The organism is Streptomyces sp. R21, from assembly GCF_041051975.1.
In the GTDB taxonomy this organism is placed as follows: Bacteria; Actinomycetota; Actinomycetes; order Streptomycetales; family Streptomycetaceae; genus Streptomyces.
Window position 1 is genome coordinate 9,998,774 of record NZ_CP163435.1, and the last position, 15,208, is coordinate 10,013,981.

The 15,208-nt window shown below is 68.1% G+C and carries 19 protein-coding genes and 2 pseudogenes; 11 read left to right on the forward strand and 10 right to left on the reverse strand.

Annotated features, from left to right (window positions below; all coding sequences use genetic code 11):
* The first annotated feature begins 64 nt into the window (after positions 1-64).
* Together AB5J56_RS44870 and AB5J56_RS44875 are read left to right on the forward strand one after the other, a co-directional pair.
* Positions 65-358 carry a DUF1330 domain-containing protein gene (locus tag AB5J56_RS44870; RefSeq protein WP_369242271.1) on the forward strand — a complete coding sequence of 98 codons (294 nt, stop codon included), beginning with the start codon at positions 65-67 and terminating at the stop codon, positions 356-358.
* 44 nt (positions 359-402) lie between these two features.
* On the forward strand, positions 403-591 hold the full coding sequence (locus AB5J56_RS44875; protein ID WP_369242273.1) for a hypothetical protein: 189 nt from the start codon (positions 403-405) through the stop codon (positions 589-591).
* Positions 592-1,235: 644 nt separating this feature from the next.
* Here AB5J56_RS44875 and AB5J56_RS44880 read toward each other — a convergent pair.
* The 3 genes from AB5J56_RS44880 to AB5J56_RS44890 form a co-directional block, all read right to left on the reverse strand.
* Complete coding sequence (locus AB5J56_RS44880) at positions 1,236-1,808, reverse strand: hypothetical protein (protein ID WP_369242275.1); 573 nt, start codon at positions 1,806-1,808, stop codon at positions 1,236-1,238.
* A 152-nt stretch (positions 1,809-1,960) separates the two neighbouring features.
* Positions 1,961-2,338, reverse strand: a complete 378-nt coding sequence (locus AB5J56_RS44885; RefSeq protein ID WP_369242277.1) for a toxin Doc — start codon at positions 2,336-2,338, stop codon at positions 1,961-1,963.
* A gap of 3 nt (positions 2,339-2,341) precedes the next feature.
* Positions 2,342-2,596, reverse strand: a complete 255-nt coding sequence (locus tag AB5J56_RS44890; RefSeq protein ID WP_369242279.1) for a hypothetical protein — start codon at positions 2,594-2,596, stop codon at positions 2,342-2,344.
* Between the two features lie 229 nt (positions 2,597-2,825).
* Here AB5J56_RS44890 and AB5J56_RS44895 point away from each other — a divergent pair, with 229 nt between their 5' ends.
* Entirely contained in the window at positions 2,826-3,974 is a 1,149-nt protein-coding gene (locus AB5J56_RS44895) for an ATP/GTP-binding protein (RefSeq protein WP_369242281.1), read from the forward strand.
* Positions 3,975-4,105: 131 nt separating this feature from the next.
* Here the strand turns inward: AB5J56_RS44895 and AB5J56_RS44900 are convergent, their stop codons facing one another.
* The 3 genes and pseudogenes from AB5J56_RS44900 to AB5J56_RS44910 form a co-directional block, all read right to left on the reverse strand.
* On the reverse strand, positions 4,106-4,330 hold the full coding sequence (locus tag AB5J56_RS44900; protein ID WP_369242283.1) for a hypothetical protein: 225 nt from the start codon (positions 4,328-4,330) through the stop codon (positions 4,106-4,108).
* Positions 4,331-4,558: 228 nt separating this feature from the next.
* A pseudogene (locus AB5J56_RS44905) lies at positions 4,559-4,737 on the reverse strand (aminotransferase class I/II-fold pyridoxal phosphate-dependent enzyme); the annotation flags it as partial.
* A gap of 82 nt (positions 4,738-4,819) precedes the next feature.
* Complete coding sequence (locus AB5J56_RS44910) at positions 4,820-5,017, reverse strand: hypothetical protein (protein WP_369242285.1); 198 nt, start codon at positions 5,015-5,017, stop codon at positions 4,820-4,822.
* 42 nt (positions 5,018-5,059) lie between these two features.
* On the opposite strand from AB5J56_RS44910, the gene AB5J56_RS44915 reads away from it, so the two are divergent.
* The 4 genes from AB5J56_RS44915 (at position 5,060) to AB5J56_RS44930 (ending at position 7,935) form a co-directional block, all read left to right on the forward strand.
* Positions 5,060-5,857, forward strand: coding sequence for a hypothetical protein (locus tag AB5J56_RS44915; protein WP_369242287.1), 798 nt, complete (start codon positions 5,060-5,062; stop codon positions 5,855-5,857).
* A complete protein-coding gene (locus tag AB5J56_RS44920) occupies positions 5,842-6,435 on the forward strand; it encodes a hypothetical protein (RefSeq protein ID WP_369242289.1) in 594 nt (197 codons plus the stop codon). The genes AB5J56_RS44915 and AB5J56_RS44920 overlap by 16 nt, the downstream gene beginning before the upstream one ends.
* A gap of 246 nt (positions 6,436-6,681) precedes the next feature.
* Positions 6,682-7,125: a hypothetical protein gene (locus tag AB5J56_RS44925; RefSeq protein WP_369242291.1), complete on the forward strand. Its 444-nt coding sequence runs from the start codon at positions 6,682-6,684 to the stop codon at positions 7,123-7,125.
* A gap of 465 nt (positions 7,126-7,590) precedes the next feature.
* Positions 7,591-7,935, forward strand: coding sequence for a hypothetical protein (locus tag AB5J56_RS44930; protein ID WP_369242293.1), 345 nt, complete (start codon positions 7,591-7,593; stop codon positions 7,933-7,935).
* A gap of 48 nt (positions 7,936-7,983) precedes the next feature.
* On the opposite strand, the pseudogene AB5J56_RS44935 reads toward AB5J56_RS44930, so the two are convergent.
* From AB5J56_RS44935 to AB5J56_RS44950, 4 genes and pseudogenes are all read right to left on the reverse strand, one after another.
* Positions 7,984-8,484, reverse strand: a pseudogene (locus AB5J56_RS44935) (hypothetical protein); the annotation flags it as partial.
* Between the two features lie 149 nt (positions 8,485-8,633).
* Positions 8,634-8,879, reverse strand: coding sequence for a hypothetical protein (locus tag AB5J56_RS44940; protein ID WP_369242295.1), 246 nt, complete (start codon positions 8,877-8,879; stop codon positions 8,634-8,636).
* Positions 8,880-8,944: 65 nt separating this feature from the next.
* On the reverse strand, positions 8,945-9,352 hold the full coding sequence (locus AB5J56_RS44945) for a DUF1003 domain-containing protein (protein ID WP_369229281.1): 408 nt from the start codon (positions 9,350-9,352) through the stop codon (positions 8,945-8,947).
* 484 nt (positions 9,353-9,836) lie between these two features.
* The gene (locus tag AB5J56_RS44950; RefSeq protein WP_369242297.1) at positions 9,837-11,141 is read right to left on the reverse strand and encodes an MFS transporter; all 1,305 of its coding nucleotides are present in this window, start codon (positions 11,139-11,141) and stop codon (positions 9,837-9,839) included.
* Between the two features lie 45 nt (positions 11,142-11,186).
* Between AB5J56_RS44950 and AB5J56_RS44955 the strand changes: the two genes are divergently transcribed.
* The 4 genes from AB5J56_RS44955 to AB5J56_RS44970 all read left to right on the forward strand — a co-directional run bounded on the left by AB5J56_RS44955 (position 11,187) and on the right by AB5J56_RS44970 (position 14,832).
* Entirely contained in the window at positions 11,187-11,801 is a 615-nt protein-coding gene (locus tag AB5J56_RS44955; RefSeq protein WP_369242299.1) for a TetR/AcrR family transcriptional regulator, read from the forward strand.
* Positions 11,802-12,290: 489 nt separating this feature from the next.
* Complete coding sequence (locus AB5J56_RS44960) at positions 12,291-13,196, forward strand: NADP-dependent oxidoreductase (protein ID WP_369242301.1); 906 nt, start codon at positions 12,291-12,293, stop codon at positions 13,194-13,196.
* 83 nt (positions 13,197-13,279) lie between these two features.
* Positions 13,280-14,341 carry an alkene reductase gene (locus tag AB5J56_RS44965; RefSeq protein WP_369242303.1) on the forward strand — a complete coding sequence of 354 codons (1,062 nt, stop codon included), beginning with the start codon at positions 13,280-13,282 and terminating at the stop codon, positions 14,339-14,341.
* Between the two features lie 11 nt (positions 14,342-14,352).
* The gene (locus AB5J56_RS44970; protein ID WP_369242305.1) at positions 14,353-14,832 is read left to right on the forward strand and encodes a MarR family winged helix-turn-helix transcriptional regulator; all 480 of its coding nucleotides are present in this window, start codon (positions 14,353-14,355) and stop codon (positions 14,830-14,832) included.
* Positions 14,833-15,208 lie beyond the last annotated feature (376 nt).

Consider the following 15,208-nt stretch of genomic DNA (forward strand, 5'->3'; position numbering starts at 1 on the left):
GGGATCGATCGATCTGAGTGCCAATTCGAAGTCGGACGTGTCCGGCCGAACACAGGAGGTTTCCATGGCTAAGGGCTACTGGGTCAGTGTCTACCCCGCCATTTCCGACCCTGAGGGGCTGACTGCCTACGACAAGCTGGCCGGTCCGGCTGTCCGGGCTGAGGGCGGGCGCCTCCTGTCCCGTGGCGGTCGAGTCGTCGCCCGCGAGGCCGGAATCACGCAACGCGCCGTTCTGATCGAGTTCGACAGCCTTGAACAGGCCGTCGCGGCATACGAGAGCGAGGCATACCAGAAGGCGCTGGTGGCCCTCCCCGACGGCGTCGAGCGCGACTTCCGCATCATCGAAGGCATCGACTGACCGGCGGGCCCAGCCAGGTCTTGCGCGAGTTTGTCGTCGCCGGCTTGCTCCATGAGTACGAGGAGCCGCTCGGCGACCACATCCGCCGCTCCTACACACTTGCTGACGGCGCCCAGGGCGGCATCGCCGAGGTCTTCGTGGAGACAGAGGCCGCGGCACGTCAGATGGCGGGCGCAGACGGGGAGAAGGGCCGCTGGGTTCCCGGCTGGCTCAAGTGGGGACGGGCGCGATGATCGACGTCTTGTCTAGAGGCGGCGCGTTCGGAGGGTTCCTACTTCTGCCGGGGCACTCTGACGTGTCCTGATCATGACGCTGCTGATGATCTTCGTCGGCTGCCTGAAGTATGTAGCGTCTGGCGGCGATTCCGGCAAGATGGCAGCAGCTAAAACATAGTCTTCTACGGAGTTACGCGCTCTGCGGCGAGCGCCACCGCGCTCTGGTGGCCTACCTCCTGTAGGTCCCGAGCCGCGAGGAAGTCCTCGCCGGCATGATGGTTGGAGGCGCTACCGCCCCAGCATTGTGGCTAGTTCTCTCCGGGAAGTATGTGCCGAAGATCGTAGCCGCAGACAGCGCGTGGTGGATGCCGAAGGTCGAGCGAACCGCGCACCGGCAGGACATGTTCTACGCGCTGAGCCACATGGACCTGGGAACGCAGGGTCGGCACGCTTGGGGGTTGATCACTTCCAGCCCCAGAGTCGGGCTGCGGGCACGCCGCCACACTGCGCTCCTGGCTGCGCTTGTGCAGAACGGACACTGACGGACTGCCATCAGGAGCACGAGTTGCTCTTCGCCTGAGCGGAGGTGAACCGCCCACAGATTCACCGGTCGCTTAGCAGGCTGGGCCTGGGCTGAGGAGCGTGGCCGGGGCGGCGGCTGGTCAGAAGGCGAACGCTTCGGTCAGGCGCACCTCGTAGCCGTCCTCTTCCATCAGGACGACCGTGACGCCGAACGGGGAGGGATGATCCAGCTCGATGGGGGTGAAGGCGAAGTCGACGGCGGCCTTGACGGGCGGTGTCAGCTCGCCGCCGGGCTGGGGAGCCGGGGCGGGCTGCCAGCACGGCTGAACCGATGCCGAGCCCTCGGGGCTGTCGGCCAGGGTGCCTTCGGTGTAGGGGAACTGGTGGAGCGTATGGCCGTCCTTGGTGGCATGCACCATGTTGAGGCAGGGTGCCGGGCCGACGGCGGGCAGTTCGCAGGTGGTGGCGACGTCGTGGCTCTCCCAGGCGAGGACGACTTCATCGGCGCCGGCCGCCGCGGCGATGTTCGACAGCTGTGCGATACCGGTGAGCGCGTCATGACCGGTCTTGACCGGGCGCAGCCAGATCAGGCCGACCAACTGGCCGCGCACGAGCGGCATGATGACCGGGCGGGGCACGGCTCCGTCGTTCAGACCCGTGACGTACGCGCTCTTCATCGACTCCGTCAGTGCGTCCCACGTACGCGTGTCCATGAACTCCCCATCCGCAGCAGCTGCCTGATGCACATTCTGCCCCGTGTTAAGCAGGGTGCAGGGCACTCGGGCAGGTAATCGCCCCGCGCAGGGGTAGCGCGCCGGGCTGTGGTTGACGGCCGCCGTCCTGGAAGGGGCGTGGCCGGACGTGATCAGACTCGCCAGCTACGGATGCGTTCGGCGCACGCATAGGCGTCCGTGTGACCGGCTCGTACCTCTTGGGCAAGGTCGATGAAGCCACCGTACGGTTCGGCGAGGCCCTCGCCGGAGGCCTGCATGTAGGAGATCGCCACGAGCGCGGCGAAGGTGGGGTTGCGCGCGGGCAGCGGACGGACGCTGACGATCTCGTGGAAGAGCGCGGCCGCCCGCCAGGAGGCGTCGGGCAGATACCCGAGCTTCGGGGTGTTGACCTTGTGCCGGGCGACTGCCGCGACCAGGCCGGAGAAGTCGGAGACCTCCAGTGCCTTGGGCAGGAAGGCGGCCTGCTGCTCGAGCAGCCACGCTACGTCGATATAGAGCTCGGGCGGCACTGCTCAGGCAGCCCTCGTCCCGGAGTGCGCGGTGGTGTCGGGTTCCTCATCGGGGAACGCGGCCGCGAACTCGTCGACCAGGTCGGACTTCATCAGCTCCCGGAAGCGTGCCGCCGCCAGTTCCAGGCGCGGGTCGCGCTCGGCTGCCTCCGTGAGCAGCGCGGTGACCGTTGTCTTTTCCGCCTCGGCGCGCAGCTTGAGCCGCTCGGCGGTCTCCGGGCTGACCCGGATGGTGATCTTTTCTGTCTTCTCACCCATACACCGCACTGTACGGCACTTGCCATACGAGGTGTAGGGAGACCGGAAGAGCCGAGGCCGAGCGGCCCCGGCGACGCCGGCCAGCTCACCGTGTGCCCGGAGTCGTCGGCCTGAGCGACGAAGACGCGCCTGGCGCAGCCCCGCATCGTCGACGCCGCCAACAAAGCAGCGGGCCGAGCGGTCATGCGCGCCTTGCGGCGTCCGCGCCCTGATCGACGGTTTGCGGGCGATGCTGGCGCAGGCGTTGCTGGCGGCGGGGGCCGGTGAGCAGGAGGAGGCAGAGCTGGCGTTGTGCACGCTGGCGGCCGTCGGCCGCGTCCTATCCGGACGCATCTGTTGGTCTGGCGGGCACTCTGGGTGCAGGAAGGCGATATCGGTGGCTCGCCAGGGGGAAGCTGTGTCGGATACGGGGCTGTCGTGGAGCGCGAGACTGGCTGGCATATGGGGGCGCGCGGAGTCGACCGTCACGAAGATTGTTCTCGTCGTTGTCTTCGCTCTGGGTCTGGTCGCCCAGTTCGTGAAGCCCGTCGGTGACGCGTTGCAGGACAAGGTCTACCTGGGCGGGGCACTACTCACCGCGGTGGGCTACGTGCTTTATAGCGAGGTGCAGCGCCTGAACGCGGTGCACACAACCCACCAGGAGACAGAGCAGTCCCTGGCCGCCACGGTGCGTCGCCTCGAAGACGAACTGCAGCGACTGAACCAGGTTCTGCGTCCTCGGGTCACGCCCGCGGCGTTGCGAACCGAGATCCGGCAGGCGGTCGAAGCCGGGGGAGAGGTGCACTTGGCGGCGATGAGCTTCACCGGAGAGACGTTCGTCAATCCGGTGAAGTCCATGCTGTACAACCTGAGCAGGGATCCCGCACGGAGTGTGCATGTGCGCGTTCTGGTACCGGACTTCACCAAGGAGATCGACGTTCCCGGCCAGGTGGGTGCCGGAGGCAGGATCTGCGACGCTCCAGAGTTCCGTGAGCACCTGAGGCGCATGGTCGTGGAGCACGAGCTAAGACTGAAGGCCCACATAAGGCGGATGGCCGCGCGCGGCCAGGGAACACTCACGGTCGAGTTCCGCGTGCTGCACGTGTCACCCCTGCGCAAGCTCTACTTCATCAACACCGGCGTGGCGTATGAGGGGCTCTACGACAAGCTGGATCTGCGCCCTGACCCGGACTGTGCTGCAGCTCCCGGACCGGACACGGCTGAGGGCGATCTCCTGGACATCCTCGGCGGCTCTCGGCTGGACCGCTGGTCCCTGGACAACGGCGAACAAGACCGGAAGAACCTCGCCCGCTGCCGGGAGTTCTTCGAGACGCTCTGGCAGGGAGCCCGCGAACTGACGCCGACGACGCCGCCCCCAACTCGGCCAGACGTCTCCTGAATCACTACGTACGGCTGCCACGGCGGTCGCGGAAGCGGTCCGCCAGCCGTTGCTGTGCGGAGACTGCGGGCAGCAGCGGTCGGCCGGGCTGTGTGAGACGTGCGGGTATCGCCGCCGGACCGAGGCGGCGATCACGGAGGCCGGCGGTCGTATTGGAAGACGGCGATGTCGGCGAGTACTTCCACTGTGCGTTTGACGCTGAGCCCGCGGGATCGCAGGGCCGGGAAGATCTCGAAGTGCCGCACGATTTCGCGGCTGACATGGCCAGACAGCGCGAGGACCAGTCGACGGACCGGCTGGTCCTCGCGCTCGCCGCAGTGCACGCCGCGCGATCCGGTGCGATCCGGTGCATCCAACTCGACGACCGCGACATCGGCAATCGCAAGCTAGTGATCGACGGCCGGGCCCGGCCTCTGGACGCGCTGACACTGCACGTCGCCCGCGAGTGGCTGGACCACCGACGTTGCCGCTGGCCCGACACCGTTAACCCGCACCTGCTGATCAACAAGTTCACCACCTTGGGCACCGGCCCGGTCAGCGCGGTCTCCCTGACCACACCGCTTCGCGGCCAGGCCGCCGCCCTGGAACGTGAAGGAGGGCACGATCACGTCGTCGCCGGGCCCGATCCCGGCGGCCAGCAGCGCCACGTGCAAAGCGGCGGTCCCCGAGGAGACGGCGACCGTGTCGGGGACGCCGAGGAGTCGGCGATGGAGTTCTCGAACTGGCCACAGACGGGGGAGTGGTTGTAGTAGCACCTGTGCAGGGCCGTGACGAGCGCGTCGTCTTCCGGCCCGAACAAGTAGGGGCGGGCGTTGGCGGCTGCGGCGGCGGCAGAGGCGTGGAGGTCATCGCGGGGCGATCCCTTCGGTGACGGCGAGCGTCTCGTAGGTCTTGGTGAGGCAGACGTTGTCCTTGTAGCGGAGCCGGTCGTGCTCGACCCGGCGGCCGAACAGGCCGCTCAGGAACTGGCCGATCAGGTCGGTGCCCGCGGCTTCGGCGGTCGGAAAGCCGTCGTCGAACCTCGCGTTGGCCTCGGTGATCACGACGCGTATCCGGCAGGGCTCAGTCCCAGGGAGGTGTCTGCCATGGGGTTCAGCAACCGACCGGCCAGGACTGCGAACGAGACCCTGGCTGGGTTGATCGAGACGGCCGGGATGAGCCATCACGCGCTGGCTCGCCGCGTCAATGTCCTGGCCGAGCGGGCTGGGCTCGCTTTCTCCTACACCCATACGAGTGTCGTGAACTGGACCCGCCGCGGCATGGTCCCCCGCCAGCCCGCCCCCGCATTCATCTCCCAAGCGCTGGCAGAACGCTTAGGACGGCCGGTCGACCCGGCCGAGATCGGCATGCCCGAGGTGCGCGAGAGTCCCGACCACGTCGGCTTGGATTTCCACCGGGATGCTCACGATGCCGTCCGCACCGCCACACGATTCTGGAGCACCGTGCGCCGCCGTACTTTCGCCACCAGCGCCTTCGCCGTCGGCGCTTACAGCACACCGGTCACCCGGTGGCTGGCCGTCCCTGCCGACCCGGACGCCGCCCATGCCGGCAGAAAACGCGTCGGCCGCCAGGAACTGGCCGCGCTGTGGGCGGCTGCCGCAGACGCCCAACACTCGGACTCGAGGTACGGCGGCGGCACTCGCACGGCCTCGACGGTGGCCGCCTTCCTGACCGAGCGTGCCATCCCCCTCCTGCACGCCGACTACGCCGACGCCGTGGGCAAGGAACTGTTTGCGGGCCCCGCCGAACTGGCGCGAGTCGCGGGATGGAGCGCGCTCGACATGGGCCACCACGCCCTCGCTCAACGGCACTTCATCCAGGCCCTGCGCATGGCCCGCGCCGGAGGCCGTCTGGACATCGGTGCCACGTGCTCACCAACATAGTCCTCCAGACCATCCTGCGCGGCTATCCCAGCGAGGCCGTGGACATGGCGCAGGGCGCCTACGACCGCGCCCGCCACCAGGCAGCACCCCGCGTCCTCGCCTTCGCCAAGCTCATCGAGGCCCGCGCGCACGCCGGCCTCGGCAACGCAGGAGCTGCCACCGGCGCGCTCGCCTCCTCCGAGCGGCTTCTGGAGCGCGCCGACGCCGACCGCGACGACGAATTTACGTGGATCACCTACTACACGCCGGCACGGATGGCGGCCGACGCCGTAGAAGTCCACCGGGACCTGGACCTGCCCGCAGCGGCTCTGCGCTGGAACAACCGGTCCGCCCCCATGTCCACGAACGACTTCACCCGCTCCGTCGGGCTGCGCATGACCGTCCTGGCCACCGCTCACATCCAAAACCGCGATCTCGACCAGGCTCTCGTCCACGGACAGCGCGCGATCGCCCTCAGCCACGTACGCTCCACCCGCGCCACCGACTACCTCGCCGGCGTCGTGCGAGCCATGTCCCCCTGCGCCGCGACCCCAGAGTCACCGACCTCTCCCGCCTCGCACACAAGGCCATCGCCCTGAGCTGTGCCAGTCGCGGCTAACGCGCCCGCGCTCGTGAGCACCGCTGCACTTGCCCTTCGCCCGCTGGCGGGCGCCGCTCGCCCGGTCCATGAGCCCGAGGCGGACGCCTGGCACTCAAAGAGGCCGCGAAGACCGAGACTGCGGCGGCCTGACGTGCGGCCAGAAGAGTCCCCGCCGACCGAACGCCCAGTCAGGATGGGATCATTCACCACAGCAAGTCACATCCGTACGACGGGGAGTACACGCATGCGCGGGGCAAGGACCATCGCGGCACTCATCGCGGCAGTCGGGCTGATGACCGCGTGCGGCAGCAGCGGCGACGACGACAAGACGGACCGCGCCGACAAGGGCCCGCATACGTCGTCGTCGAAGCCGGCCTCCGATGGCCAGGACAGGACCTACGAGGTCTCGTTCGAAGTCGGAGGCAAGGGCAAGTCCAGTGTCTACTACAACCTCGACACCAACCACGCCGAGCAAGTCACGCTGCCGTGGAAGAAGTCGGACAAGCTCACCTTGAACAGCACCGAACGCAAGGTCGGGATCACCGTGTCCGTCGTGCCAGGGCCGGTGATCCTTGCCAACGGCCAGGCCGCCGCTGCTCCCTGCTCCATCACCGTCGATGGGAAGAAGGTCGCCGAGGACCCGGGTGGCGCCAAGGGGAAGCACATGTGCAAGTACACCCTGAAGTAGCAGCACGCCGGCCTGGCGGCACCTACCGTCGGTGTCAGTAGGGCGGACTCGACGTCACTCTCCCGAAGAGCCACAGCCGGAAATGGACCAGCACGCGGGGGCCGCATTGCGGGGTGTCGGCCCGGTGAATCTGGACGGGCATCGCATCGTGGCCTGCCGCGGGCGGGTACGAGGCCCGAGGCTCGGAAGGAAGCGTCGCGCCCCGCTCGTCGGCAGCCTCACTGATCCTCGCCGCGCACGAGCTTGACGAGGAGTTCGGTGTCGCGAAGGTCGCAAAGCACTGTCTCCGCGCCGGCGTCCCGGAGCGCCGCCTCATCGCTGCGCCCCGAGGCGACCGCGATGACGCGGACGCCATGACCCTGCTCATGACCCGCCGCCTTGCCCGGCCTTGCCCCTCACGAGGGTGAACCGGTCCGCCGCTGGGCTTTTGGCCCAAGCCAGGTTGGCACCTGAGATCATTCGCCCATGAGCTACGACCTGGCCGTGTGGGACGGAGAGCTGCCGCGCGGCGACGAAGCCGGCACTCTCTTCGACGAGCTTTACGAGCGCTACCTCGATTCTGACGACGAGATCGCTGAGCTGTCGCCGCGCATCGAGGCCTACGTCGAGGCACTCGTCGAGCGGTATCCGGACGATGTCGCCGGCAGCCCCTGGGCGTCACCGCCCGTCATGGGCGAGGCCTCGGGCCCGATCGTCTATCTGCTCATGTCCTACAGCAGGGCGGAGGAAGTCTCCGAATATGCGGCCGCCCTGGCACGCGAGCACGGACTCGTCTGCTACGACCCCCAGGGAGAAACCCTGCGGGTCTGACGGTCGCCGTTCACAATCCCTCGCCGTGTCCGGCCACGCCTGCGAGAGCGAGATCCTACCCGGCACCGGCTCGACCAGCCACCCCCGGGCCACCATCCGCTTCGCCTTCGACCGCAACGTTTTCACCTTTGCCGGCGCCACCTCCAGGCCGAAGCAGACGGCCATCTCCTGGCAAGAAAACGGACCTTGACCTAGTCGGCGGCGGTCGGCAAGGACTGGCAGGATACGTTGGTAGTCCGCCGACAGCGCCGACCAGGCCAGCCCCGCACGCCACATTGGCACTACCGACTTCGACTTCGCCGGTTCTGAAGCCCCGGCGGGTACCGGCTGTTCACCGCCATCCGGCAGGTCCACAGCGACATCAGGACCGGCGACGTCACCTGGGGCCAGTACCTGGCCGACACGCGAGCAAGCGATTACCCACTCGTTCCAATCACGCTCGGCCACGGACAGCTCGGCCTGGATCCGATCGGCCTCCTCCCGCAGTTCATCCACACGACGGTCAGCGGCGCATTCGCGCTGTTCCTGCAGTCCCACGACCGACGGCATCCCTGACCTCCACCGGAGCGACTACACAACAGGTCACCACTGCAACGGAACCATCGCCCCTATACCTGACCAAGGGAAATACAGTCCTCAAGCTCGGAAAGACAACGGCTTCTGAGATCCCACACGTTTGTGGGATCTCAGCCGCAGGGTCACTTCCTCGACCTCGTGACCTGCCGTTTTCTGTCCTGTCCCACCATGGCTGCCCGGGTGGCTGTCTCATGGATGAGGGCCATCCTCCCGGGCTCTGGTGCGGTGCCCGCCGCCCAGGCGCTGGCCTGAGCCGGTGGGGCTGGGTCAGTGGCTGCGGGGAGCGTCCGTGTGACCGCGATGTCGGCGAGGTGGACCAGGGCGTCGATGATGTCGAACTGGTCGGAGCGGTCGCCGTCGGTGACCATGCCTCACACGATCCACCGGGCGGGGTGTGCCCGACCGAGTCCTGGGCGAGGAGTTGCCCGGGGTGTCATCGCTGTCCCGGGTCTTCCACCAGCCGACGGTGGAGTTCTGTCGTCATGGCGTGGATGGCCCGGGTCAGTTCCGTGTTCGTCTTGAGTTCGAGTTCTTGCTCGACGAAGTCGTGGTCGGCTTTTGCCTGTTGGAACTCCGCCTGGCGGTTCTGGCCGATCATGACGAACGTCGACAGGAAGATCGCCTCGAGCGACACGATCAGGGTCAGTGTGGGCCACGGGTCGGACTCGGCGAATAGCATCCAGAGCAGGAAGCCGATCGCGTGGAGGTAGACGAAGGTCATCGAGCCGGCGAATTTGGTGATTGCGTCAGCGATGCGGAGCTGGGCGTCGCTCGCCCGCCGGGACCGATGTGCGGCCACGACGGGATGGTGTCGGTGCGAGACCGTTTCGTCGTCGGTCATCTGGATGCGCCTGCTTCCTCGGGGGTCCGACGCTGTGCGTAGGAGGGTGGATGGTGCCACTTTCGTGGCTCGGGGACGAGGCTCGGGTCGCCGGGGGCGTGCTGTCCACATGGGTGTCCGCCACGGCTCCGGGCGTGGGCCGCTCCTCTTTGAGGGTCGATGGGCCACCGAGCGGCCATCAGTCGTGGGATTTGGCCACGGAATCTGAGATCCCGCAGCTGGCCTTCTCGGGGCACATCGCGGAGGTCTGCCATGCCCCGAACCACCTGGTCAGGCGCCATCTCGTTTGGCCTGGTCACTTCTTTGAACCAGCAGCTGAGTTCTCTCTGTGTCCCGGGCTGAATCGCCAGCGGAACCACGGCAACTGCTCCCTGTGAGGGTCTTCGCGGAGAGCACGCATTTGTGCGTACCCGGCGACCTTTCCGGTTGGATGGCCCGTCGCCATTTACTGGTCAGCGGGGGCGCGCGGGTCTTGCGGTACGGCTCATCCGTCAGTTTCCGGTCCGGTCGCTTTCGTATCTCCTGTGCGTCGTCGGCGTGCATGAACGTTTGATGCCGTCTCTCTTGGGGGCGTGGGCGTGTCGTTGGGACGCATGCTGACCAGGCTGGCGACGAGCAGCAGAGCGCTCCCGATGTAGAAGGGGGCGCGCAGCCCGAAGGAGTCGGCTTCTAGACCCGCGAGGGCTGCGCCGAGCGTGGTGCCGGCGCCGATGACCATCTGGTAGGCCATGCCGACGCGCCCCAGTAGGTGAGTCGGCACCATTGCCTGGCGGAGGGACACTGCTGTCACGTTCCATGCCAGGTTCGCCGCTCCGTACGCGGCAATGCACGCTCCGGCGAGGAGGCCCGAGGAGGCCGCGCCGGCGGCCACTGCGGTCCCAGCAGTGGCCGTGGCAGTCAGCCGCAGAACTCTCGGGGTTCCGAAGCGGGCGTTCAGTCGAGGGGTCGCCATCGCCCCCGCTATTCCTCCGATGGCGAAGGAGGCGACCAAGAGGGCGAAGCCGATGCTGGTCAGGCCCAGGATCTGCTGGGCGTAGAGCACCAGAATGGCGATGAGGCCACCGCCTACAAGGTTGCTGATCCCGGACGTCAGGCAGAGGCGACGCAGCAGTGGCTGCTGCCAGAGCCAGCGCACCCCCTGAGTCGTGTCACCGAGCAACCTCCTCCCAGGGTTCGGTGCGGTTTGCGGCTGTAGCCGGAAGTCTCCGCTCAGCATCAGGGCCAGTGAGGCAGCGGCCGCAAAGGAGACCGCATCAACGGCGAAGGGAAGTGCGGCAGCGATGCCGAAGAGCAGCGCGCCCAGTGGGGTGCCGAGGAGGGTGTCGGTGATGAGAGAACCGGACTGCAGACGGGCGTTGGCGAGCGTCAGCTCATGGGAGGCGACCAGCGACGGCACGATGCCTGACCAGGCTCCGTTGTAGAGGGTCTGTCCGAGGCCGAGAAGGAAACCGATGCCGGTCAGCAAGAGGATTGTCATCCCGTGCGCCGCCACCGCGATGGCGAGTACCGCGACGATCACGGTTCGGGCAGCGTCGACGACCCACAGGATGCGGCGACGGTCGAAGCGGTCCGCTATGGCGCCCGAGAGGAGGCCGAACAGCAGGAGGGGCAGTTGTTCTGCCACGTACACGAAGGCGACCTGGCGAGGGTCGGAGGTGAGCTGAGCCGCGAGGAGCGGCAGAGCGACGAAGCGCATTCCGTCGCCGAGGCTGGAGACCATGACCGAAGCCCAGATGCGCTGGAAGTTCGGCCCGAGCTTCGTACGGGAGGTGCCCCTGGGTAAGAACATGAACTAGACTCTGGTTCGCGTTTTGGGAACATGTCAAGGAGTTCGATGGCTGAGCAGGTGAACAAGCCGCAGCAGCAACGCAGTCGAGAGAAGGTCGCCCGCATCCTTGAAGTGACAGCTGCTCTGTTGGAGACGACTTCATACGACGATCTGGGCACCAAGCTGATCGCTGCCGAGGCGGGGGTATCGGTCGGCGTGCTGTACCGGTACTTCGCTGACAAGGAAGCGATCGTCGCCTCGCTGGTGCGCAGTTGGCTGCAGCTGGACGTGCAGATCGCCGAGCGGGTCACAACCGGGCCTCTGCCTGAACGCTCACAGGACCTGCTGGAGAAGCTTGTTTCCGCCTACGCCGACCGCTTCCGCAAGGAGCCCGGCTACCGCCGGGTCTGGTATCAGGGGCCGCGCATCGCGTCGTTGCGAGCCGACACTCAGCAGGCCGACCGGGAGATCGCTGACCGGGTGCACGGGGCGCTCGTGCGCGGGTACGCGATGCCGGACACTGACGAGTCGCGTCGTCGGGGCCGACTTGCTGTCGAGGTCGGAAGCAACCTGCTTGACCTCGCCTTCCGCGATGACCCCATGGGAGACGCGGAAATCCTGGCCGACGCAGCACTCATGATGGATCGATACCTCTTCGCGCCACCGACCAGCTCGCGTTGAGGTCAGTTACTGCAATGACGATCTCGGTGCGGTGCGGTGCCGTGCCGTGCCGTGCCGTGCCGTGCCGTGCCGGTCACCGCCTTCCGGCGACAGCCGCCGCCCGCGCGGATGTCTCTTCGGTCGAGGCAGTCAGCTCCGCGGCGGTGATCGTACTGTCGCTCACGGTCGTGATCGTAGCGATGGGGCGCCCAGGTCGGTTGTGGTGTGGGGCTGCGACCCCCGGTCGATTTGAGCGAGTTTCCCCGCGGCGCCGGCAAGGCTGACCTTGAGTCCTTCGACTTCGCCGAGCCGGCCTTCCCGCTCGGCTTCGGCGATGCGGGCGATCAGGTTGTCGTCGATCTCGACCAGCCGTGCCCGTGGCGCACCCTGAAGCGACCCAGGCGCCTGCCTTCGCCTCGTGTCCGGCATTACTTGGCTAGCCACATGATTGCTGTTACCTTGATTATGTGGCCAGCCACGCTTTTGGTGGCCGAAGGGAATGGAGTCATCATGAAAGCAATCGTTTTCGACCGGTTTGGCGGCCCGGACGTGCTGCGCGAGGCGGATATCGAGGTCCCGCGGCCCGGCCCCGGCCAGGTCCGGGTCCGTGTGAAGGCCGCCGGGCTGAACGCGCTGGACGGCAAGATGCGCGCCGGGATGCTGGAGGCCGTCCGTCCGACGACGTTCCCTGCCGTCCCCGGTGGCGAGCTCGCGGGCGTGGTGGACGCGCTGGGGGAGGGCGTGAGTGAGGTGCAGGTTGGCGATGAGGTGGTGGGCTGGTCGGACACCGGCTCGTACGCCCAGTACGCGCTGGCCACCACCGTGGCCGCCAAGCCCGCCGGCCTCGACTGGCAGCACGCGGTCGCGCTGCCGGTGGCCGGCGAGACGGCCGAGCGGGTCCTGAGCCTGCTGGGAGTCGCCGCTGGGGAGACCGTGCTGATGCACGGCGCGTCCGGAGCGGTCGGAACCCTGGCGGTCCAGCTCGCCACGGCCCGCGGAGCCCGGGTGATTGCCACCGCGGGCCCCTCCAACCAGGACTACCTCACCTCGCTCGGCGCAACCGCGACCGTGTACGGCGACGGTCTGGTCGAGCGGGTGCGAGCGCTGGCCCCCGACGGCGTGGACGCGGTGTTCGACCTGGCCGGGAAGGGAGCCCTGGAGGACTCCATCACCCTGCGGGGCGGCACCGACCGCATCGTCACCATCGCCGACTTCGGTGCACGGCAGCTGGGCATCACCTTCTCCCAGGGGGCCCAGGAATACTCGTCTGCCCGCTTGGCCGCCTTGGCCCAGGATGCCGCGGCCGGCAAGCTCGTCACCACCGTCACTGCCTATCCGCTCGACCAGGCGGCCACGGCCCAGCAGGTCAGCGACGCCGGGCATGTGCGGGGCAAGCTCGTGCTGACCGTCGACTGAGCACGCCCGCCCACCGCCTCCCCACGACCACTTGCTGCCTTTACGGTGACCGGCCGGTCACCGCTAGATCGAAGGAACCCCTCATGCTGGATTCCCTGTGGACGCCGACCACTCTTGGCGGGATGTCTTTGAGGCACCGCCTGGTCATGGCCCCCATGACCCGTGACCGCGCCACACCCGAAGGCGTACCGACCGAGCTGAACGCCCAGTACTACGCCCAGCGGGCCTCGCACGCGCTCGTCATCAGCGAGGGAACGCAGCCCTCCGCCGACGGCCAGGGCTACCTCTTGACCCCCGGCCTCCACCACGACGAGCAGATCGCCGGGTGGCGGAAGGTCACCGACGCCGTGCACGCGGCCGACGGCCGGATCGTCATCCAGCTGATGCACACCGGACGCATCGCCCACCCCGACAACACCCCCCACGGCCGCCAGCCGGTCGCCCCTTCGGCGATCAGGCCGCAGGGCGCGATGTTCACCGCGTCCGGACCCCAGGAGATGCCGACCCCTCGTGCTCTGTCGACGCAGCAGGTCGCGGCGACCGTCGACGACTTCCGCCGCGCCGCGGCGGGCGCCATCGCGGCAGGCGCCGACGGCGTGGAGATCCACGGCGCCAACGGCTACCTGGTGCACCAGTTCCTGTCCGACAACACCAACCAGCGCACCGACCTCTACGGCGGGTCCATCGAGAACCGCATCCGCTTCGCCGTCGAGGTCGCCGCAGCCGTGGCCGACGAGATCGGCGCCGAGCGCACCGGTATCCGTATCTCCCCCGCAAACCCCTACAACGACATCGCCGAGTCCGACACCGCCGAGCTGTATCCGGCGCTCCTCGACGCCCTCAGCCCGCTCGGCCTCGCCTACCTCCACGTGATGCACGCGGGTGACGAGGCTCTGCTGGGCACCCTGCGTGCGCTGTGGCCGACCACGCTGATCCTCAACCGGGCCGGCACCGACCTGCCCACCCGCGCGAAGGACATCGATCACGGCACGGCCGACCTCGTCTCCGTCGGCGCCCTCGCGCTCGCCAACCCGGACCTGGTCGAGCGGCTCCGCGCCGGCGCGCCGCTGAACACTCCCGACCCGGCGACCTTCTATGGCGGCGGAGCGGCCGGCTACACCGACTACCCCACCCACACCGGCTGAGGAACCGAACCATGCCCACCCCCGACCCCCGCATCCCCACGACGGCCGGCGCAGGACCGATGAGCTACGCGATCTTCCAGCTCGCCCGCACCCACCGCGCCTACGCCGCCACCCTGCTGCGCGAGATGGACCTGCATCCCGGACAGGAACTGCTGCTGATGCACCTTCTTGACCGGGACGGCCAGTCCCAGTCCGAGCTGCTCGAATGCCTCGGCGTGGATCACTCCACCATCTCCAAGGCGCTACGCCGCATGCAGGACGCCGGCCTGGTCATCCGGGAGCCGGCCGCACATGACCGGCGCGTCATGGTGGTCCACCTCACCGACAAGGGCCGGGCGATGCGCGAGCCCATCGCGGCCCTGTGGCAGGCCCTGGAGGAGACCTCCGCCCGGCATCTGTCGGAGCAGCAGGCGGAGTCCTTCGTGGAGACCGCCTACGCCATCACCGAGGCGATCAGCAGCCGCGCGCTGCCGCAAGAAGAGTCCGCGTGACTCCCCGGTGTGCACCCCCTGCCCGCGTACGCCACACCCCACGTGAAAAGGGGCACGCGGACGGGGGTGCACACCGTCCCGCATGCGGCGCGACCACGTTCAGGTCGGCCGTATCGCCCACGCCGTCGCGGCTGCCTTCGGACGCGGCATGCGGCACGCGGCGGCGCGGCGCACTACGGATCCGCCCCCACGGCCCGCCTCCATTGCCCCGCCCGGCGCTCAGGCGCCCATGGCTGCAGCCACCTCTGCCTCGCCCACCAAGCCCCCTCCCCCTGCCCTCCCCTCGCTCCTGACCTGGTGACTCCTCCTCGGCGTGAGCGCCGGGGCTTCTTGCTATGCCGGTGGGGCGTCGCGACGGGCCAGCCCGGCCCGTAGA